Here is a 19,563-nt window from a genome sequence, read left to right as displayed (position 1 = left end):
TCCTTATTCTGCTGTATCTGCGGCTTCTACCGCATCTTTTTTACTGTTTAGCTCTAAGCGCTGGCAGTGAAATCCCAATAAAAACTCACCGCTTAACGCTTTGTCTGATTTAAATTCCGTAGTATCGAAAGTCGACTGAATGCTATCCAGCAAGTCTTTTCGTAGCTTTAAAAAGCCGGGGCTAACATTTTGCAAACGATGCATATAGGGCTTTAGTGCCAGCTCCAGATTACGCCAAGTGGAAAACGGCCTGTCGGCAAAGCGTTGCATTAAACGGTCAGCTGTGGTGTTACGCTTTTCACCCGCTTTGTAAAGCGCATAGGATTCAATATTTTCAGCTACCGCCAATAGGCGGCCATATAAATAGTCCCGTGAGGTACTGGTTTCATCTAATGCCATGGCGTAGTCCTTTTGATATTTTGAAAGAGGTGTGCGTTTGCAAAAGCCTTTGTACAGAGCGCAAGCAATACCGAGGTTTTGCTCCCACTTCCATGTTTCATCACTTTTGTAGGCTAAGCGATTTGTTGCCCGTTTTACTGCGTAATTAACAATGTCTATCGGCAAAGGGCGGCCTTCAACAATGCAGGGCAACAGACGTTCTGTCAGGTTTTTCTTTAGTGAATCAGTGCTTTTTAAAACATCGCCGTAAACTGCATCCCAAATTTTATAAGGTGCAGGAGCGCAAACCGACCAAACTGTTTTCTCGACCGCTTTACTTTTACTCTCACTGTTCAGCGTTACTTTATGCCGCTGCGGCCAGGCAAAATCCTGATACCACTTTTCTAACGAGGCTAAAAACTCTTCCGCTATCGTTTCACGGTAGTAAATAATTCCCATACGGCCTGGCGTGGCGGAATCCAGCCCCAGAATACAAATGCTCTCGTTACGCTCCAACGCTCCTTTACCCGTGCCTTTTAGGTGACTTTTCAGGTTTAGCGCATAACTTTGGCCTAAATCCAGCGAGTGATCTTTTTCAGGTAGGGCTTCGGCATTTAGCAGATCCCATGGATCAGAGAATGGATTTGGGATCTGTTTACCCGATACCGCCCAACTGACATAAGCTTGATCTCCATTGCGAAAACCTTGCCGCCCAAGTAACCAGCGCAGCGCATTATGTGCTTTTTGGGTAACGTCAAAACTCACTGCCGATGCTTGCTCACTATCGGTAAACTTGCCTCTGAAGGTAAAACCACTGCTATCGTTAGCAGAGATTAATTTTGCTTTATCGCCACTGTGGCGAATTTTGGCAGGGTGGTTTGAAGCCAAAACACTTTGTTCGCCTTTTATTAAACACAGGCCCGGCTTACCGCCATTTAAACTATCAAAATTAATCCAGCTTTGTTGGATAGCGGGATCAAGCCAGGTTTTAGATTGGGCAATACCGGGTATTTCAACAGTCCAGCACACTAATGCAGAACCTTGATCTAGCGAACCTTTTTCTTTTGGTAATAACTTAAAAATGGCAGGTGCTTCAGAGTCTTCCGACCATTTTGTTAATAGTTCACCGTCTGCGGCATGCAATACACCATATTTAATCAGGTCCGCCACAACCGTTTTCTGAACGATATAGGAGTGAATAATTTTGATTGTAGATACAGCAAACTCTGACTCGCACCAAGAGCGTAACAAAGCTTCATATAGCTCATAGCCTGATGCTTTTTTCCCTCCAAACGCAGAATAATCACCCGCGACATACTGAATTTTGTCTGCTAGTGGGTGAGGTGCAAGGCCACTGCTTCGCCCGGCAGACTGCTCTGTTGCCGGTAGCACTATTTGCGTTTTATCTAGCACTTCCGCTCTTACGAAATTGCCATCACCATCAATCACAATATTAATATGCGCATTCTGTGGGGTATGGCTAACTGGCATTAACTGCTGTTCCTGCGGTAAATCGGCAGAGAGTTGCTGCGCTTGCTCGTAGGTTTCGTATAGTTTTGCCAGCCAGCTCATAGTGAAGCCTCCAGCGTATCAACCGACTGTTGATTGACATCAAGCGCAAATTCTTTTGGTTGCATCTCACGAACAAAACGTCTGATTTGGCAATCTTCCGGCCGGGGAAAGGTAACAACTCCGTGTTTCATCGTTGCATGCCAAAACCGGCTGTGTAATTCGTTAACTCCGGTTTCATCCGGATAATCAAAACCGTGAAACATTAAACCAAGACCCAGTTCGTCAATATTGTCGTAGGCGCCAGCGCCTTCGCCAAACTCACAAGGCTCTACATAGGCCTGACAATCACGGGTGCCGAGGAAGATATCCTGCCTTCCACCTTTTTCCAGTACCCGTGTAGCAATACTAAAATGCTTGCCATCCACTCTGTCTGCGGCAAGCTCTGGTCGGTGTTCATTCCATTCAAAATGCGCCTCAACCTGATACTCAACATCATGCAAAAAGGTGTAAATCGCCAGACTGTTGCCGCCGCCCCAGTTTAACGGCTTAGTGCCTTTAGTTTGGGTGCGCAGCGGCTTAATCACTCTGACTCTGTCTACATACCAGATCAGTGTTGGCTTCCAGTAAATGGATTTTAAAACGCCCTTTAATGCCTCATAAGTTGGCAGGTGATACGAGCATTTTTCACCGCCGACTTTAGTTATCGGATCGGTAAATAGCGCATATCGCCCCCACAGACGAAAACTAATGCTGTTTTTCATTGGTTTTGTCGCCATTATTCAGTCCTTTTAAATTACAAAACTAAAACTTGCTGTCCTGCACAGAACTCTGTGCAGACACCAAAATCTTCACTATAAAAGCGCTCATCAAGGTAGAAAACGCCTTCGCCTTCAGCTATCTCGTAAATTGCCTTCTGCTGTTGTAGTTTCTGCCAAAGATTCGGAAATAAATTAACGCTATATTTTTGTACTCTGCGCAGTAGCTGGTAGTAGTGCGTAGCGTCGAACTTCTTGTTTGCTGCACACAGCTGAGTTATTAATGTTTTACCTTCACCAAAAGGTACGATCAGCGATTGAGTTGGTGCATCTATTGCCTTAAAGGCTTTACCTGCCGTCATAAACGCATGGTGTAAGGTAAGTGGCACGTTACCGTTTGGGTTGTTTTGATTGGTACTCAATAAATTCAGTAAATTATTTTCACCTGCCGCCGCAGTTGCTTTTAGCGGGTAATGCATCTGGTCGCTGCGGTCAAAAAAGTAGTACTGAAAATACTGCTGCATGACTTTGGGTTTTAAAAAATCCTGATTTTTAAACTCGTTAAATATGCGTTTTGTTGTGTCACGCCCAACCTTGATATCCGTCAGCAAATCGATAGTTTCTTTGTCAGGGTTAATCACATAAACCTGAGCAGTGGGATGCCTGCCGTTACGGTTACAGCGGCCGGCGGCCTGAGCTAAAGAATCGAGCCCGGCCTGAAAACGGATCACTGACGCGAAATCTACATCGACCCCGGCCTCAATTAACTGGGTACTGATGCACAGTACCGGTAAGCCGTTATCTAAGCGTTGCCTTACTTTGGTGAGTAATAGTTTACGGTGTGTCGGACATTGCGCCGTGCTCAAATGAATTAACCCATCGGCATTAATTTGCTGCAGTTGCTGTGCAGATTTAAACAGTGCCTGTGCCCAGTTTTTAGTATTTACAATAACCAGGCAGCTTTGCTTTAAGGTCAGTTGCTCAAGCGCTAATGCTGTAATCTCCTGCAAAGACCAACCCGGAGTTTTTGTCTTATCTAAAATTTCTACACGTTTTAACTGTTCAAATAACTCTGTTACATCCGGTATCAACTCGTTGTCGGCAGGCAGGTGCAGCCTGCCTCTTCTTTCATTTTGCACTTGATGCAACAACGGCTGAGTTGCAGTGCACAACACAGCTGTTGTCTTACAATGTGCAGCCAAGAAGTTCAGTGAATTGTTGAATAAGTGGATGCAGTTAACCGGTAAAGTTTGGATTTCATCAAATACAATGACGCTATTGGCCAACTGATGTAACCGTCTGACACCTCGGGTGCCGCCGCTGAGTAAGGTTTCCAGAAACTGCACCATAGTGGTCAGTACTATTGGCGCGTCCCAGTTTTCACTGACCAATTTGCTGTGCCAGGTTTGCTGTTCTGGTTCCAGATTAGAGTGATGCTCTAACACCCATGGTCTGGCATCATCATCACGGTGCAGGACATTCCTGATTGCCTCAGCATTCTGCTCAATTATTGAGGTGTAGGGAATAATATAAAAAATTCTATCCAACTGATGTTTTCTGGCGTGATGTAAAGCAAAGCGCAAACTGGAATAGGTTTTACCGCCGCCAGTAGGCACTGTAAGGCTGTAGATTCCCTGTGCATCGCCAGCATGTTTTAAGCAATTGTCTGAGATTTGCCTGCGTATATCGTCAACGGTATTTCTGGCTTTCAATGTGGTGACAAAAGCTTCCATACGTTGACAAGCTAATGCCCAATTCGGTTTTAAATGCCGGTGCTGGCTGTAATCCGGGTTTTCAAAATCAGCACTGTTTACCCTGTCTGCATCGATAAGGCAGCTGAAAAGAAACTTAGTGTAAAAGCCAAGATTAAATGCAGAAACAATGTCACTGTGTTCAAAGGCTTCTGATGAGTGTTGTTTTAAGTTGTCAACGACACTCTTAATAAAATCAGCAGATCCCAAGGATGCGGCTTTGGCTAAAATCTCCGTATCTGCCGATTTCATACATTCTTGTAGATGCGTAAGATCGTCAGCTTTACGTACTCGATTTAAAAAGCCTGGACCATTTTCAGAGGGCAAACAGTCAATTAAACCGCTGTGATGAGAGGCAATACATAAAGCTAAAATTTGTACTGTTGCAATTGCCAGTTTTTGATCTGAGGATCCATTTTCAGGAAAGCATCGCAGCGCAACAGGCAGCAGGTGCTGAAAAACCCACTGTGCGCCTGCAGATGAATGGTCGATTTTTCCTTTCAAACTTTTTACGTCAACATCGTCAATGTCAGGATCAAAACTTGATACCGCCTGCTGAATAATAAGCTGCATATAGTCTTGAAAGGCCTGACTAAATTTGCCGAAGTCATGCAATAAACCCAGCAAAAAACCGACATCACTCTGGCCTATTTTGCTTGCATAGCCTGCAGCTAAAGCGCCAACTTCTACCAAATGTGTCTTGACGCTTTGATGGTTAATGCCATCTTTTGCCGGATGAGCGATATAATTCATTTGCTATATCTCCTTTTCAACATCACCACTCTACCTTCAATCCCTGAACTAACAACACTGTACAAAAACACCTGCAAACTAAGTGTGCAGGTTGTTATTAAGCTTATGATTTTTCTTCGAATAGCCATGGTTTTATGTCGTTTAGATTTACCAAAACCAGTTGTTGAGCTTCGGGGCTGATGTCGATGTCGCGGATGTTGACCTGCATTTCCTGTAATACGTATTGGGCAAGGCAAGCACGGCTATGGATAAGGAGTTTGCCTTGCTGCATCTGGTAGTCGTGGGCCAGCACGTTTTGTTGTGCTGGCTTTAAGCGGGGATCGGGCTGAAATTCTAAACAAAGCTCAGTGGTCCAGCCGCTGTCTTCTTGTGCACTGATTTTGGTTTTATCCATCAGTTCAGGCACACCACGAAAGCGGCTTAAGACAAAGTCGCGAAAGCCTTTTGACTTTTCACAGTAAGCCCGCAAATGCCATCGTAAGCCAGCGCTGACAAAATGGTGCGGTACTATTATACGGCCCTGGCGGTCGGGGTTGCTGACCGAAACGTAATCCACATCCACCCGGCGCTTTTGCCTGATAGCAGAGACCAATATCCGCATGATTTCGGCACTGACCTGGCGTTTTGGCAAAGCCAAAGTGGTGTATGGCAAAGCAGTGCTTACATCTGTGATGGCGTCTTGATGACTTATCCAATTCAGGTATTCCACAACATCGCCGGAAATATAGGCTTGCTGAAAATCGTTTTGTGGCAGAAAGCCTTTATAACTGGCGTGATATAGCAGGTTACCGGGCAACAACTGTTGATAATAGAGAATGTCGTTTCGGGCTTGAGTGCGGCTGATGCCAAACTGGCGAATTAAGTGGCTGGCGCTGATGCGACCTTCCCACCAGGCAATCAGTTCGATAAACCATAATCTTATGTCCTGATTAATAATAACCACTTCATTTCCTTGAAGTTTAGCCGGTGGCACATTGTAAAGTAGCATTTACCTTAACGTAACAGATACAAAGACAACAAGTGGTTTATTGCTGCCAACTTGAGTAGTCACTAAGCTAGGGAGACTATCGGGAGGGAGATCACACTTTTGACTGTCTGTGTGCAGCCTGATCATCTGTTGTTTTTGCTGTGGCAGAACCTTGAAATGGGGTAGGTTAAATCCAAGCTGACATGGCGGGCTCTTGTTCTGGCTGGGTCTGTTGCTCGTAAAATAGACCGATACGCTGCCCAAGCTGCTGGTAAAACTGGGGGGATTCGCCTTGGATGGACGGGCGAGTTGGGTTATGGCTCGCTTTAGCGTTGGTGCTGGCGTAATTTATCGCGCTTTGACCCACCTTTAAGCGTATATCCTTTCGCTGCAGTGCTGCTTGGCCTCGGGGGGCGATCTTCAAGGTTTTTGCTTGTGCTGGCACTGCCGCTAGAACGGGGGCTTTTTTCTCTTGTTGCTGTTGATTTTGCTGCTGTGAGGATTGCTGTTGCTGCTGTTTTTCTTGGATCTGTTGTTGGCTGTGCTCGAGTAAGCGTGCCTGTTGCTGGGCTTGTTCTGCTGTGCGTTCATTTTGTGGATTGAAGGCGCGTTCTTCGTGGCCTTTAGTGGCCGCTTGGGGAGGAATGACCACTGGCTTGAGTTGGTTGTCGACCCGAGCCGTGTCCGTGGCGACATTAGTGGTCGCTAGCGGGACTTGGGGGTAGTTACTGACAACTAACATGGAAAACTCCTTGGAACACTAATGGTTAAATACTAGCCATTAATTGCTCAAAGATAAAGCGCTAGCGTGTCTGCCGTGCTAACCAAGGTAAAAATACCTGTAAAAACTCATCTCTATGGGAAATGAAGGGAGCATGGGAGGCTTTGGCTAATACCACATCTTCTATTTGAGTCGCCGTTGGCATCTTAGGTTGTACCCGTTTAGGCACGAGTCCATCGAGCCGTCCCCAGACCCTCAGCCAAGGTTGTTGGATAGTTGGCATTTGCGGTCTTAAGTCTATTCCTGCAAGCATTTCAAGACCTTGAGTCAAAGCTGTTGCATGGGGCAAGGGACGCGCAAGCACGAGATCCCGCAGTTGTTTGATGTCTTCTTTAGCGGTTTCACTCCCCATAGCTTGGATGGCTAAGAAGCGTTCTATGGTGCGAGGTAGATTTTGCTCGAGTTGTTCGCCAAATTGGTTAAGCACTTCGGGTGGGATGCCAGGCCATGCTTCAGCTTCCCTCGCCATAAAGCAAGGGGACGAGGCTATGGTTATGAGTCCATTAATATGTGAGGGATGACTGAGCGCCGCCTGAGTCGCCACTAATCCACCCAATGACCAACCCGCCCAAATGGCCTTTGCGGGCAGAGCCTGCACTAAAACCTCGATCCAGTCTGATAGTCCGCCGGCAATCGGTTGGCTTAATCCAAAGCCCGGCAGATCGACGTAGTGCACCCTATACTCAGAGAGCGACTCCTGCAGCGGTGTAAACACGGCACTGTTAACGCCCCAACCGTGGAGCATCACCACATCAGGCCCTTGGCCTCTGGTGTCAATATGCACATAGGGTTGAGGTATGTGGGTCACTTGGTTCACTCTATGCCTCTAAAAATAATTAGGATTAATGTATGCCGCGCGATAACAAAGGGATTTGGTCGCAGGATGGAACTCGATTACTGCGTTTAGTGTATCGCTTAGTTGCAACTTGGTTGGCGGGCAGTTTACCTAACCGTTGCCTGCTGTGCCACCAATCCATGCAAGCGCCCGATACGGGGATTTGTGCTATTTGCCTGCAAGCCTGCCTGTACCATGGCCCGATTTGCCTTGGGTGTGGTAAATCAATGCAGTTGCAAATGGATTACTGTGGTGAATGCCAAAAGCACCAGCCGCGTAAAGTCGTGGCCCCCTGTAGTTATCACCAAGGGCTGGGCACTTGGATAGGTGCAATTAAGTATCAAGGGCAACTCGCCGCCTTACCCGTATTGTGCCGCGCTTTAGTGGCGAGAATTTATCTCCTCGAACAGCAAGGTTTATTAACGCTTCCACAGGCTCTTGTACCTGTACCGCTACACCCAAAACGTTTGCGGCAGCGGGGATTTAACCAAGCTTGGTTGATTGCCCATGAATTATCCCAACTTCTGCGGTTGCCCTTAGTTAACGAGGGATTGATGCGTCAGCAGGATACGCACCCGCAGGCGGGATTGTCGGGGGCGCAGCGGCGGCGCAATTTACAGGATGCCTTTATCCTCGCGGATGATTTTGAGTTTCAGCGTATTGCCTTGGTGGATGATGTAGTGACGACAGGGACTACGGTTGCCGAAATAGCCCGATTATTCGAGGCCCGCTATGTGCATGTTCAGGTGTGGTGTCTGGCAAGGGCAGAGGCGCCAGGCTTGTTGGACGATCTCGATAATGAAGGATGAGAATGTGTGTAACGGCGATGAATGCCGGCTCAAGTGACTGTCTTTGTAGCATTATTCGATTTTAATGGGTTGTGCCTTTATCCTTTAATCCGTCAAAATCACTCAGTCAAATCGTGATCACTATGGCAAAAATCCACAAACTTGCTATCCAAGGGACTACAAAGCAAAGGTGAGTCGGAGTATCATACGGCTAATTCTTACTAAAACACTCAGGTATCCCCTGACGGAGCAGGTTTTCATGATTACTATTTCCGATGCGGCTCAAGCCCATTTTGTTAAGTTGTTAGCAGATCAACCTGAAGGCACTCATATTCGTGTGTTTGTGATAAGCCCTGGCACCGCTCAAGCTGAGTGTGGTGTGTCCTATTGTCCACCGGATGCGGTTGAAAGTGATGATATTGAACTCGAGTTCAATGGCTTTAACGCTATGGTCGATGAGAAGAGTGCGCCTTTTCTTGAAGAAGCGACCATTGACTTTGTAACCGATCAACTCGGCTCACAGCTCACACTCAAAGCCCCTAATGCGAAAATGCGTAAAGTGTCAGGTGATGCGCCCCTAGTCGAGCGTATCGAGTATGTTATTCAATCTGAAATCAATCCTCAGCTTGCTAGCCACGGCGGTAATATCATGCTGGTGGAGATCACCAAAGAAGGCGTAGCCGTACTGCAGTTTGGTGGTGGTTGTAACGGTTGTTCTCAAGTTGATATCACCCTGAAAGATGGTATCGAAAAACAACTGTTAGACATGTTCCCAGGTGAATTGATGGGTGTGCGTGACGTGACAGATCACCAGCACGGTGAGCATTCTTACGCTTAATCTAGCTGATTAATTTTCAATAAAAAAACGCGACCTTGAGTCGCGTTTTTTTATGCTTAGCTTTTCACTTTACTGGCTTTTAAGCGTGAAGCGTTAAGTTATAGCTGGGTTTTGAGATTATCGGCGAGGAACTTATCTAGTGCCTTAAAGGTGGCAAGGCGATGATCATTATTGCTCAGATAATGATCGCCATTTTCCAACTCAATATACTCTACTGGTTTTTTCAGCGATTTGAGTTCGTCATACATTTCGCGGCTATGTTCAACCTTGACTATCCTGTCCTTATCGCCATGCAGCAACAAAACTGGGATATTAATGTTGGCCGCTTTGCTAATCGGTGAGCGTTCATAGAGTGCATCGAGATCGCTGCCTATTTGCTCTTTAACCACTTCATAATTGGTATGTCTGCGGCTGGATTTGACTAGGTAGGCCACATCGGTAACGCCCGCAACACTCACTGCGCAGCGGTAGAGATCGGGGGTCATGGCCGCCCCCATTAAGGCCGCGTAGCCACCGTAACTGGCTCCAACAATGCAGATACGTTTAGGGTCGCTAATACCTTGATCGATAAGGTATCGAGTCCCATCTTCGACGTCGTTTTGCATCTCCAGTCCCCAGCTTTTTAGGCCAGCTTTCATAAATTCATAGCCGTAACCCGCCGAGCCCCTGAAATTCATCCGAAAGACAGCGTAACCGCGATTGGCGAAAAACTGTGCCCAATAGTCGAAGTCATTGCTGTCGTAACTGATGGGGCCGCCGTGGGGGAAAATAATCGTCGGCAGTTGCTTGGCTTCGTGCCCCTTTGGCACTGTGAGGTAAGCATTAATTTTGAGCTTATCCCTTGCCTCATAGGTTAGATATTGGGTCTCTGCGAGCAATTCACTGTTGAGCTGGTTGTATCTATTCGCTATGGGGTAGAGCGATTTTGCATCCCTATCGCCGAAATAATAAGTGCCGGGCTCGGTCGAGCTAGTGGAATACACTAAGTAGCGGCGCTCATCGGCGCTGAACTGGGTAATATAGTTGCGGGCGTTGGGCAACACGGCTTTAAGGCCATTCTGCAGGCCTGCATATTCCTTGTCCCAAAAGGTGTATTCTTCGCCGTCACCCTCGCTTATTCCAATCACTTTTTGTTTCAGAGTGGAATAAAGCAATTCGCCTTCGACGTCGGTTTCTTCATTGGCGTAGACCAATTCTTTGGTGAGCTTAGGGTCGGTTAGGTTCACTTTAAAAATGGCTTCAAAACCATTGTGATAGGCGCGAACGTAGAGAATATTAGGATCGGCATCGAAACCTAAGGGCCAGACACTGTCTTCAGCGAAGGCTTTAAAGGTCCAGAGCAAGCGAGAATCACTCTTCTGCTCTGGCTGTTCATAAATGCGGTACTCAGTCTCATCGTTATAGATAGAAATGCGGACCTTATGCTGTCTGTCGGTAATCCAACCTATGACATGGTTTTTCGCATTTTGAATATATGTGGATTTTCCCTGCGCTAGATTGATTTTCAGCACACTTTCTTGGCCCACACTTTCACCCATACCATCTAAAGAGAGCAAAAAACTATCGGGGTCATCGGGCATAAGATCGATAATTTGCCCCTGATGCTGTGGGATCCAACTGAGGCGCTCTAAGATGCTGTTAGCGAGCACATTTGCGGTCTTTTTCGTCGTCAAATCATACTTTACGAGGCGGGTTTCTATCGTGGGCGTACCGTAACGGTTGGCCGGAAACTTAGCTTTGATCAGTAAGGTATTATCATTTGCCCACAGTAATGACTGGATGACAAATTTTTGGTTGTCCGTATGAATGGCATAGTTTTTCTCCCCCGTATTTAAATCGAGAATACTCACTACAGTTCCCTTGAGTTTAGGGAGTTCGACACGCACAACCGAGGCGATTTTTTGGCCATTAGGGGAGAGTTGTACAGAGCTAACATCTGGGATGCTGGCAAAGGCTTCGACGGGTAATAGGGGAGCTGAGTCGGCAAAAGCAGGGTTGCAGAGCAACAGGCAGAGCAGGGAAAAAATCCTTTTCATGATTGAGCTACATTTTAGTTACAGTTGTAAGAATCGCATCTTAATGATTTTAGAATGAGTAAACCACTGTCTTTACAGATTTATTTAGTAAAAAAGGCGTTGCTGAAATAATAGTGCCCACCCAGAGTGAGGCTTCTTGTTAGCATAAACGCGCTCATGGCGGCCCAGAGGGCATGGTTGCCTTGTTCAGGTAACAATAGCTGTTGCAGTACATACCATGTTGGGAAAAACGCGCCGAAGGTGGCGAGTATCATGCTATTGCGCATCACTTTTCCTTTAGCGGCACCTATGTAAACACCATCGAATAAATACGAGCTAAAGGACCATAAAGGCAAGAATATTAGCCAGATAAGATAGGTTTGCGCAGTGGCTCTGACCTCATTAATACTGGTCAATAACGCGATAATATTACTGCCAAAAAGACTAAATACAGCGCAGAATCCTAGTGCCGTTATGGCCGACCAGCACCAAGCTAAGATCACAGCTTCCCTTAATTGTTCTGCCTGTTTTTGCCCATAGGCACGGCCGACTTCTGCCTCGGCATAATAGGCTATACCATCTAGAGCGTAGGAGATTAATAGCAGTAAATTCAATAACACGGCATTGGCCGCAACGGTATTATCACCTAGACCTGCACCATGGAATGTCATAAAGGCAAAGGCCGCCTGCAAGCAGAGGCTACGGACAAAAATATCTGTGTTGAGCCTCAGTAATTTGCCATAACCAGTCAGGGTGACATGGGGGAATAGGTGGGATAAGTGAAACTCGGGTGCACGCTTGAGTTGTTGTAACACCATAGTGAGTGCGACTGAGAAAGCAGTGATATCGGCAAAGACTGAGGCGAGGGCAGCACCTTTAACGCCCCAGCCCAAGCCGAGGACAAACACCACATCGAGAATAATATTGGCAAGGTTCGCTAAAATCAGCTGCCACATGGCGGCTTTAGGTTGTTGTCGCCCTAAGAGCCAACCTAACATCACTAAATTGAGCAGGGCGAAGGGCGTTGACCAAATCCGTACCTGAAAATACTCGCGGCAATAACGTTCGACCTCGCTACTCGCTTCGGATAATCCTAACGCTAAATTCAATATCGGGACTTGCAGTGCGATAACACCTGCGCCCAATAACATCGCTAGCATAGCGCCTTGGACTAAGAGTTTGTGCTGGGCGTGAAGATCGTCAGCACCAAAGGCTTGCGCGACTAAACCTGTCGTCGCCATGCGCAAAAATCCCAATAACCAAATGATTAATGTGATAATCGTTGACCCGACAGCGACTCCCCCTAAATAATAGGCCTCACTCAGATGACCTATAACAGCCGTATCGACTAAGCCCAACAGCGGGATAGTGATATTGGAGAGTATCATCGGCAGGGCGAGCGCTAGTAACTGGCGATTTTTCGCGTCGTTGAGCATGAGGTCGAGCCAAGTTGATTTAGCAGTATTCATTAATTTCAGAGGTGTTCACATTATGGTTAAACGTGTGCTGTTGGCACTCATAGGGCTAATGACGTTTTCTGCCCATGCCGTGGTCATTCTGCAATATCACCATGTGTCAGAAACCACTCCGGCGGCAACCAGCGTTACGCCCGCGCAATTTCGTGAGCAAATGCAGTTTCTCGTCGATGACGGCTTTAAGGTGATCCCGCTTTCTAAAGTGGTTGAAGCGATCAAGCAAAAACAAGATTTACCCGCTAAAACAATCGCAATTACCTTCGATGATGGTTATCGCAGTATAGCGACTACGGCGCATCCTATCCTAAAGGAATTTGGATTCCCCTACACCTTGTTTGTGGCAATTGAGCCGATTAAACAAAAGTTTACCGAGATGATGACTTGGGATGAGCTGATAAAATTATCTAAGGAAGGCGCCGATATTGCTAACCACAGTTGGGCGCACGAACATTTGATCCGCGCCTTAGAAAATGAATCACAGGCCCAGTGGTTAGCGCGGATAAAAGCCAATATTTTAGACACAGAAAAAGCCATTGCGGATGCCACAGGGCAGAATTTTAAAATGCTGGCCTATCCCTACGGTGAGTACAACCAAGCGATTCAAGATATGTTAACCGAGAACGGCTTTGTCGCTTTTGGGCAACAGTCCGGCGCTGCTGGGCCCTATTCGCCATTAACGGCCCTGCCGCGATTCCCCGTAGCGGGACAATATGCTGATCTAAAAAGCCTTAAGGCCAAGTTATATAGCTTAAATATGCCTGTGATTGCCCAAACCCCAAGCGATCCTGAGTTAAAGGGCGGCCATTGGCGCCCAGAGCTTAAAGTCACCCTCGATATGAGTGATATCTCTGCTAAGCAAGTGATGTGTTATATCCAAAGCCAAGGCTCAAAACAACCGACTTGGCTGAGTGAAAACGAGTTTAGTGTACAAGCGGATTTAGCCTTACCCGCTGGGCGCTCCCGTTATAACTGCACAGCGCCGAGTAAGGTTCGCAATGGTTATTATTGGTTTTCCCAGCCTTGGGTTAGGCCAAAGGACGATGGCTCTTGGGTGAAAGAGTGATCAACTGCTAGTGGTATTGCGCCACTATTTTTCCAAAATCGCTAATCAATTGCTCATTTAATACCTGCGGCGGTTTTCCGAGTGTTGCCGTAGGTTTAAACACTGCGACTCGGGTGCCCTGGGGCGACACCAGCACATAACCCGCACTGTGGTCGACTAGGTAGTTTTCCCCTTCACCCACCATGGCATAGGTGAGCCCTAGGCTGCGGGTGAGGGGAAATATCTGCGTTTGTTCACCTGTCACGGCTTTAAATTCAGGATTGAAAAAATTCACATAGGTTAGAAGCTTATCCGGAGTATCCCGTTTGGGATCGACGGATAAAAACACCACCTGCAATGGCGCGATTTTGTTGAGCTCGGGATAGGCCGCGGCGAGTTTGTTTAAGGTCGTCGGACAAACGTCGGGGCAAAAGGTAAAGCCGATAAAAAATAAGCTCCATTTTCCTTGCAAACTGGCGTTAGTAAACGCCTGCTTGTGCTGATCGACCAATTCAAAGGGTGCTATTTCATAGGCCTGTGGGAACAGAAATCCGTTCTCTAGCTCGACGGGTTTTTGGGGACTAAATTTCACCGCAAACAGGCCGCCAAGACCGACTAATAAAATGGCGGCGACTAACATTCTTTTCTTCATTATTCGCTCCATCAATACAAGTTAGCGGGACAAACGAGTTCCATACACTAGCTCCATAAATAGTGGTCGAGCAGTAACGCCATAAATAACAACATTAAATGGTAGATAGAGAAGCGGAACACTTGCATCGCTAAGCCATCACGATCCCGATATTTAAGTTGCCACGCCTTGTAGATAAATCCCGTGCTAAGCAGGCTAGAGCAGACGAAATACACTGGCCCACACATGCCAACCAGCACAGGTAACAGGCAAGCAATCGCCAGTAAGACTGTGTAGAGCAGAATGCAGGTTTTAGTAAATTCGACGCCGTGGGTGACGGGCAACATGGGAATATCCACTTTGGCATATTCGGCGCGTCTGTGAATGGCCAGTGCCCAAAAATGTGGCGGCGTCCAGGTAAAAATAATGATCACCAACAACAGCGCATGGCCGTGAAATTCGTTAGTCACTGCCGTCCAACCCAGTAGCGGTGGCATAGCGCCCGCCAGACCACCGATCACAATATTTTGCGAGGTCGCGCGCTTCAAATAGGCGGTGTAAACCAAGGCATAGCCAATCAGGCTGGCAAAGGTGAGCCAAGCTGTGAGTGGATTAACCAAAAAATACAAGACGATAAATCCAAGGCTACCTAAGCTAGCGGCGAAAATTAACGCGCGGGTGGCCGAAATGCGTCCCTTAGGCAATGGGCGATTGTAGGTGCGCGCCATTAAACCATCGATACGGCGATCGATCAGATGATTGAGCGCCGCCGCCGAACCCGCCATCATGGCAATACCCAGCATACCCGCGAGCAAAGGTTGAACGGGCACCGCATGGGGCACCGCCAGACACATGCCGACGAGGACAGTGAGTAGCATGAGTGCGACCACTTTAGGTTTGGTCATTTCAAAATAGGCGCGCCATGTCACGCTAAAGGTGGGCAGGCTACTGGTGATTGAGAGTGGTTTTGCCATCTTGGTTCCCTCGCTTATGCTTTGCGCCATAAAAAATAGTTAATTGCGACTAAGGTCAGTAGCAGCAGTGCCGCACCGCCATTGTGTGACACGGCAATACCCAGTGGTAAATGCATCACGACGTTAGAAATACCTAAACCTACTTGCAGTATCACTAGGCCCACTAATAACAGGCTTAGTGCCCTCATCCCCGCGTTACTCACAAATAATCGATAGGCGAGTACGAGTAGCAAACTGGCGGTGACGATAGCGCCTATTCTGTGGGCGATATGGATAGTCATCCGCGCTGGGTAATCTAAGACACCAAACTCGAAGCTCGGGTGCTGGCCCTGAAAAGGTGAAAAGGCTTCGGCTATTGCCAAATTATTCATCCAGTTACCTTCGCAAATGGGTAAAGAGGTGCAGGCGAGCGCCGCATAGTTTGACGAAGTCCAGCCCCCCAGCATGATCTGGCCGATGAGAACAAACAGACTCACTAATGCCAAGGGGGCGAGGTTTTGAACATAGGTGCCGTTATTAAAAATCCGCCGCGGCCGAGTGCGAAGATAGAGGAGTAACAGCAGTGAAATCAGGCTGAAGCCACCAATAAGATGCGACATCACGACTATGGGCATAAGTTTCATGGTCACAGTCCACATGCCTAGCGCCCCTTGAAAGAGGATCAGCAGCACTATGATGAGCGGTAACTTTTTTGGTGCTTCCGGGGTTTTTAAGCATAAAACGAAAATGAAAAACACCAGCAAGCCCAGCCCGCCAGCGATATACCTGTGGATCATCTCCAGCCAGGCTTTCTCTGGGTGTATATCGTGATCGGGGAATATGGTTTGCGCGCGGGCGATTTCATGGTCTTGGGTCGGCACTTTGATATGGCCGTAGCACCCCGGCCAGTCTGGGCAACCTAGACCCGCATCCGAGAGGCGAGTGTAAGCGCCCATTAAGATCACTAATAGGGTAAAGACTAAGGTTAAGCGTAGGGTCCAAGTGAGTGACATTAATCTACCCTCGACAGTTTTAGCAATTTACGCAAATCCGCGACTAAGGCCTTCCCCTGAACTAAATGGGCTTCTCTGCCCTGCACTTGGGGGTAGCGCAGCACTAAACTGCCTAAGGGATCGACTATGATCAGCTGCTGTTCATCTAACCAATGGCTTAGGCCCGCATTGACGGGGCGAGTATTAAAGTTAAAGGCGCTTAAGGCATTAAGATCGCTGTCGGGATGGGTGAGGATCAGCGGCTCGACTCGCGCCTGATCTGGCCCTAGCGCAGTATGGCTTTGGCGTAAAATATACAGGCGTTCGCGGCAGGCATCGTCGCATTGGGCGGGCAGTAAATACAGCAGTTGCCATTCTTTGGGGATGGGATTTTCAACCCCCAGACTGGCATAGCTGGTCTCTGGGGTGATGAGCTCACCATGATTGGTGGCGCCGCCGTGGTATAAATTCAGGCTCAGCACGAGTTTGGCTATCACTACGGGCGCGATAAACGCCAGCAACAACAAGCCCAAGGCCTTATGTTTAGATTTGTTCTGGGAGTTCATACTTGCTCCTCTCATTCAAATTATCCCTAATTTATTGTTTTATATTTATTTAGTTTTTATTTGTGTACTTGCTAAGTATGGTCGAATTTTCCTATTCGCTCCTTGAGTTTGCGATTGCTTCGGCACTATGGCGTTTTACATACTTAATTCCTTGCCACAACATGAGCCCAGCAAACACGGCCGCCATAGAAAACCACTGCAACGCGTATCCCCAATGTTTTTGTGCTGGCAACGGGAAGGGCTGCCAAGGATGCGGTAAGGCAAGTGCGGGTAACTCATCCGGTTGCAGCACCGCAGGGAGTAAAGGGTGGCCTAGCATCTGCGCCATCTCGAGAATATTGAGGTTCTGAAAGCGAATATTTGCTCCCGACTCAGCTATCAAGGACTGACTCAAAGGATTGATTTGCTTTTGATAAAGCCTACCTTCGATAGCTAATTCACCGCTAAGTGGGGTGATTTGAGGTAATTCACCACGGTGGGAACCTGCGGCGACAAAACCGAGTTCGACCAGCAACCAAGGCTTTCCTACTTCCACTTGTAGGGGCTGAAAGGCTAAATAGCCCACTTGACCCTGATAGATTTGATTATCCAGTAGCCAGATTTGTGAGCTCGCGGGCGTCGCCTGTACTTGTAGTCGATAACCTGTGATGCTTTCCTTATTTACCTTAAGCTGGAGCTGCTCAAAACTCAGTGGCAATAAGGATTGCCTCGCCTCCATTTGCGCTTGCAGGGCGGTTTTTTCTTCACCTCGGGCTAATTGCCATAGACCCAGCTTGACCAAAATCCCGAATACAGCCACAGTCAGTATCAGCAAAAAAACCGTTAATTTATTCAACAGGACATAAGGATATTGCATGAATACCCTGTTTATTTTTAAGTTGGCCTTAGTGCTGCTGTTGCTGTTTATCATTTTTAATTTAGGTAGAGCCTTGTTTATTATGGTGAAAGGCGACAACAAAATGCCTATGAGTCGCTATCTTGGTCGTCGCGTGATTTTCTCTGTGCTCGTTATCCTGCTATTGCTGGTGGCCCTAGGGACTGGGCTGATTAGCCCCAATCCCACGCCTTACTAGTGCCTTAGAGTACGTAGACGAAAATAAACAAACACAGCCAGACCACGTCCACAAAGTGCCAATACCAACTGCCCGCTTGGAAGGCGAAATGCTTATCTGCGCTAAAGTGTCCCTTCAACACTCTGAAAAATAACACTAATAAGAATACCGTTCCTAGGGTCACGTGCATGCCGTGAAAACCCGTTAACAGGAAGAAGGTATTGCCATAAATCCCCGAGGTTAAGGTAAGTCCCATTTCCTGATAGGCGTGGATATACTCTTTAGCCTGCAAGGCAAGGAACCCCATCCCTAAGAGTATGGTGATCCCGAGCCAGAGGGTGATGGCGGAACGTTTGCCTTTTTCTAGGCTAACATGGGCAAAATGTAAGGTGACAGAAGAGGTTAGCAGCACAATAGTGTTGATTAATGGCAGTCCAGTCCATGGCATAGCCTCGGTTTTTGTCCCATCAGGCGTAGTGATTAATGGCCAAACGGCTTCGAACTGTGGCCAGAGCACTTCGTGGGTCATGGCATTATTCGAGGCGCCGCCAAGCCAAGGCACCGCGACCATGCGGGCGTAGAATAATGCACCGAAAAATGCCGCGAAGAACATCACTTCGGAGAAGATAAACCAGCTCATGCCTTGGCGAAAGGATCTATCCATTTGGTGGGAATAGAGTCCTGTCATGGATTCGTTGATCACGGTTCTAAACCAACCCACGAGCATAAAGAGGATTACGGCGATGCCAGCGAGCAGTATATAGCCGCCACCTGAGGCACCCGATTTGAGTTGTTGTACAAAGCTTCCTGCACCAAAGGCGATTAAAAATAGCCCTATAGCACCAATGATGGGCCAAGCGCTTTGGGCGGGGACATAGTAAGGTTCATGTTTTGTGGTCATTTTGCAGCTCCTTGCTCTATGGCAGACGCTAACTGCTTGTCGGTAATGTCGTAGAGGGTGTAAGAGAGGGTTAGAGTGTGGATGGACTCAGGTAACTGAGGATCCACAAAGAAAATGAGTGGCAACTCTGCGCTGGTCGAAGCCGCTAAGTGCTGTTGATTAAAGCAAAAACATTCAGTTTTATTAAAATAGGCAGCGCCTTGGCCGGGGGATACCGAAGGTATCGCCTGACCGATTATGGCTCTGTCCGAGAGATTGCGTGCCAAAAAAGCCGTGTGGATAAGTTCGCCGGGGTGGACTTCGAGCCGTTTGGTTTGCGGCTCAAATTTCCACGGCATACCCGTTTGCACTTGGGAGATAAATTCCACAGTAACAACCCGGCTAGTATCAACAGTTATTGCTTGATAATTGCTGGCGGTGCTGGAGGTTTTACCGTTGATCCCAAGCTGCTCACATAGCACATCGTAAAGCGGCACCAGCGCAAACCCAAAGCCAAACATACCGATACAACCCATGACTAACAGGCTGATTAGTTTACGATTTGACTTAGGCTTGTCGGGCTGGTGGTTGTTCGTCAT

Annotated in this window: 19 protein-coding genes; 4 read left to right on the top strand and 15 right to left on the bottom strand. The window is 47.5% G+C overall.

The window, feature by feature from the left end; all coding sequences use genetic code 11:
- Positions 1-3: 3 nt before the first annotated feature.
- The 6 genes from cas8c to bioH all read right to left on the bottom strand — a co-directional run bounded on the left by cas8c (position 4) and on the right by bioH (position 7,642).
- Complete coding sequence (gene cas8c / locus JFT56_RS18910; RefSeq protein WP_198781503.1) at positions 4-1,950, bottom strand: type I-C CRISPR-associated protein Cas8c/Csd1; 1,947 nt, start codon at positions 1,948-1,950, stop codon at positions 4-6.
- A complete protein-coding gene (cas5c, locus tag JFT56_RS18905) occupies positions 1,947-2,666 on the bottom strand; it encodes a type I-C CRISPR-associated protein Cas5c (protein ID WP_198781502.1) in 720 nt (239 codons plus the stop codon). The genes cas8c and cas5c overlap by 4 nt, the downstream gene beginning before the upstream one ends.
- A 17-nt stretch (positions 2,667-2,683) precedes the next feature.
- Entirely contained in the window at positions 2,684-5,149 is a 2,466-nt protein-coding gene (gene cas3, locus JFT56_RS18900; RefSeq protein ID WP_198781501.1) for a CRISPR-associated helicase Cas3', read from the bottom strand.
- A 103-nt stretch (positions 5,150-5,252) separates the two neighbouring features.
- A complete protein-coding gene (locus JFT56_RS18895) occupies positions 5,253-6,092 on the bottom strand; it encodes a WYL domain-containing protein (RefSeq protein ID WP_233095548.1) in 840 nt (279 codons plus the stop codon).
- 211 nt (positions 6,093-6,303) lie between these two features.
- Positions 6,304-6,858 (bottom strand): hypothetical protein, encoded by a 555-nt coding sequence (locus JFT56_RS18890; RefSeq protein ID WP_198781499.1) that lies wholly within the window; start codon positions 6,856-6,858, stop codon positions 6,304-6,306.
- 61 nt (positions 6,859-6,919) lie between these two features.
- Positions 6,920-7,642 (bottom strand): pimeloyl-ACP methyl ester esterase BioH, encoded by a 723-nt coding sequence (bioH, locus tag JFT56_RS18885; protein WP_233095618.1) that lies wholly within the window; start codon positions 7,640-7,642, stop codon positions 6,920-6,922.
- A gap of 104 nt (positions 7,643-7,746) precedes the next feature.
- Here bioH and JFT56_RS18880 point away from each other — a divergent pair, with 104 nt between their 5' ends.
- Together JFT56_RS18880 and nfuA are read left to right on the top strand one after the other, a co-directional pair.
- Positions 7,747-8,541: a ComF family protein gene (locus JFT56_RS18880; RefSeq protein WP_198781497.1), complete on the top strand. Its 795-nt coding sequence runs from the start codon at positions 7,747-7,749 to the stop codon at positions 8,539-8,541.
- 238 nt (positions 8,542-8,779) lie between these two features.
- Positions 8,780-9,358 (top strand): Fe-S biogenesis protein NfuA, encoded by a 579-nt coding sequence (gene nfuA, locus JFT56_RS18875; RefSeq protein WP_198781496.1) that lies wholly within the window; start codon positions 8,780-8,782, stop codon positions 9,356-9,358.
- A 98-nt stretch (positions 9,359-9,456) separates the two neighbouring features.
- Here the strand turns inward: nfuA and JFT56_RS18870 are convergent, their stop codons facing one another.
- Together JFT56_RS18870 and JFT56_RS18865 are read right to left on the bottom strand one after the other, a co-directional pair.
- Positions 9,457-11,394: an alpha/beta hydrolase family protein gene (locus JFT56_RS18870; protein ID WP_198781495.1), complete on the bottom strand. Its 1,938-nt coding sequence runs from the start codon at positions 11,392-11,394 to the stop codon at positions 9,457-9,459.
- A gap of 80 nt (positions 11,395-11,474) precedes the next feature.
- The gene (locus JFT56_RS18865; RefSeq protein ID WP_198781494.1) at positions 11,475-12,842 is read right to left on the bottom strand and encodes an MATE family efflux transporter; all 1,368 of its coding nucleotides are present in this window, start codon (positions 12,840-12,842) and stop codon (positions 11,475-11,477) included.
- A gap of 22 nt (positions 12,843-12,864) precedes the next feature.
- Here JFT56_RS18865 and JFT56_RS18860 point away from each other — a divergent pair, with 22 nt between their 5' ends.
- Positions 12,865-13,911: a polysaccharide deacetylase family protein gene (locus JFT56_RS18860; protein ID WP_198781493.1), complete on the top strand. Its 1,047-nt coding sequence runs from the start codon at positions 12,865-12,867 to the stop codon at positions 13,909-13,911.
- A gap of 7 nt (positions 13,912-13,918) precedes the next feature.
- Here JFT56_RS18860 and JFT56_RS18855 read toward each other — a convergent pair whose 3' ends face one another.
- The 5 genes from JFT56_RS18855 to JFT56_RS18835 all read right to left on the bottom strand — a co-directional run bounded on the left by JFT56_RS18855 (position 13,919) and on the right by JFT56_RS18835 (position 17,888).
- A complete protein-coding gene (locus JFT56_RS18855) occupies positions 13,919-14,542 on the bottom strand; it encodes an SCO family protein (protein ID WP_198781492.1) in 624 nt (207 codons plus the stop codon).
- 47 nt (positions 14,543-14,589) lie between these two features.
- Complete coding sequence (cyoE, locus tag JFT56_RS18850; protein ID WP_198781491.1) at positions 14,590-15,495, bottom strand: heme o synthase; 906 nt, start codon at positions 15,493-15,495, stop codon at positions 14,590-14,592.
- A 14-nt stretch (positions 15,496-15,509) separates the two neighbouring features.
- Complete coding sequence (locus JFT56_RS18845; RefSeq protein ID WP_198781490.1) at positions 15,510-16,487, bottom strand: COX15/CtaA family protein; 978 nt, start codon at positions 16,485-16,487, stop codon at positions 15,510-15,512.
- Complete coding sequence (locus JFT56_RS18840) at positions 16,487-17,032, bottom strand: hypothetical protein (RefSeq protein ID WP_198781489.1); 546 nt, start codon at positions 17,030-17,032, stop codon at positions 16,487-16,489. The genes JFT56_RS18845 and JFT56_RS18840 overlap by 1 nt, the downstream gene beginning before the upstream one ends.
- Positions 17,033-17,123: 91 nt before the next feature.
- Complete coding sequence (locus JFT56_RS18835; protein ID WP_198781488.1) at positions 17,124-17,888, bottom strand: SURF1 family protein; 765 nt, start codon at positions 17,886-17,888, stop codon at positions 17,124-17,126.
- Here JFT56_RS18835 and JFT56_RS18830 point away from each other — a divergent pair.
- Positions 17,887-18,105, top strand: coding sequence for a DUF2909 family protein (locus JFT56_RS18830; protein ID WP_198781487.1), 219 nt, complete (start codon positions 17,887-17,889; stop codon positions 18,103-18,105). The genes JFT56_RS18835 and JFT56_RS18830 overlap by 2 nt on opposite strands.
- Positions 18,106-18,109: 4 nt before the next feature.
- Here JFT56_RS18830 and JFT56_RS18825 read toward each other — a convergent pair whose 3' ends face one another.
- Together JFT56_RS18825 and JFT56_RS18820 are read right to left on the bottom strand one after the other, a co-directional pair.
- Positions 18,110-18,985 (bottom strand): cytochrome c oxidase subunit 3, encoded by an 876-nt coding sequence (locus tag JFT56_RS18825; RefSeq protein ID WP_198781486.1) that lies wholly within the window; start codon positions 18,983-18,985, stop codon positions 18,110-18,112.
- The gene (locus JFT56_RS18820) at positions 18,982-19,563 is read right to left on the bottom strand and encodes a cytochrome c oxidase assembly protein (protein ID WP_198781485.1); all 582 of its coding nucleotides are present in this window, start codon (positions 19,561-19,563) and stop codon (positions 18,982-18,984) included. The genes JFT56_RS18825 and JFT56_RS18820 overlap by 4 nt, the downstream gene beginning before the upstream one ends.

The sequence above is a fragment of the Shewanella putrefaciens genome (genome assembly GCF_016406305.1).
Classification (GTDB): domain Bacteria; phylum Pseudomonadota; class Gammaproteobacteria; order Enterobacterales; family Shewanellaceae; genus Shewanella; species Shewanella putrefaciens_C.
The sequence above is the reverse complement of the archived record's forward strand: the minus strand, read 5'-3'. Positions and strand labels throughout refer to the sequence as shown.

Coding starts and splice junctions, on each gene's coding strand:
- bioH (WP_233095618.1), bottom strand. CDS start 7,642: ATGCTCCACGGTTGGGGCGTTAACAGTGCCGTGTTTACACCGCTGCAG.
- JFT56_RS18880 (WP_198781497.1), top strand. CDS start 7,747: ATGCCGCGCGATAACAAAGGGATTTGGTCGCAGGATGGAACTCGATTA.
- JFT56_RS18825 (WP_198781486.1), bottom strand. CDS start 18,985: ATGACCACAAAACATGAACCTTACTATGTCCCCGCCCAAAGCGCTTGG.
- JFT56_RS18865 (WP_198781494.1), bottom strand. CDS start 12,842: ATGAATACTGCTAAATCAACTTGGCTCGACCTCATGCTCAACGACGCG.
- JFT56_RS18845 (WP_198781490.1), bottom strand. CDS start 16,487: ATGTCACTCACTTGGACCCTACGCTTAACCTTAGTCTTTACCCTATTA.
- cas5c (WP_198781502.1), bottom strand. CDS start 2,666: ATGGCGACAAAACCAATGAAAAACAGCATTAGTTTTCGTCTGTGGGGG.
- nfuA (WP_198781496.1), top strand. CDS start 8,780: ATGATTACTATTTCCGATGCGGCTCAAGCCCATTTTGTTAAGTTGTTA.
- cas3 (WP_198781501.1), bottom strand. CDS start 5,149: ATGAATTATATCGCTCATCCGGCAAAAGATGGCATTAACCATCAAAGC.
- cas8c (WP_198781503.1), bottom strand. CDS start 1,950: ATGAGCTGGCTGGCAAAACTATACGAAACCTACGAGCAAGCGCAGCAA.
- JFT56_RS18830 (WP_198781487.1), top strand. CDS start 17,887: ATGAATACCCTGTTTATTTTTAAGTTGGCCTTAGTGCTGCTGTTGCTG.
- JFT56_RS18860 (WP_198781493.1), top strand. CDS start 12,865: ATGGTTAAACGTGTGCTGTTGGCACTCATAGGGCTAATGACGTTTTCT.
- JFT56_RS18820 (WP_198781485.1), bottom strand. CDS start 19,563: ATGACGAACAACCACCAGCCCGACAAGCCTAAGTCAAATCGTAAACTA.
- JFT56_RS18870 (WP_198781495.1), bottom strand. CDS start 11,394: ATGAAAAGGATTTTTTCCCTGCTCTGCCTGTTGCTCTGCAACCCTGCT.
- JFT56_RS18835 (WP_198781488.1), bottom strand. CDS start 17,888: ATGCAATATCCTTATGTCCTGTTGAATAAATTAACGGTTTTTTTGCTG.
- cyoE (WP_198781491.1), bottom strand. CDS start 15,495: ATGGCAAAACCACTCTCAATCACCAGTAGCCTGCCCACCTTTAGCGTG.
- JFT56_RS18890 (WP_198781499.1), bottom strand. CDS start 6,858: ATGTTAGTTGTCAGTAACTACCCCCAAGTCCCGCTAGCGACCACTAAT.
- JFT56_RS18840 (WP_198781489.1), bottom strand. CDS start 17,032: ATGAACTCCCAGAACAAATCTAAACATAAGGCCTTGGGCTTGTTGTTG.
- JFT56_RS18855 (WP_198781492.1), bottom strand. CDS start 14,542: ATGAAGAAAAGAATGTTAGTCGCCGCCATTTTATTAGTCGGTCTTGGC.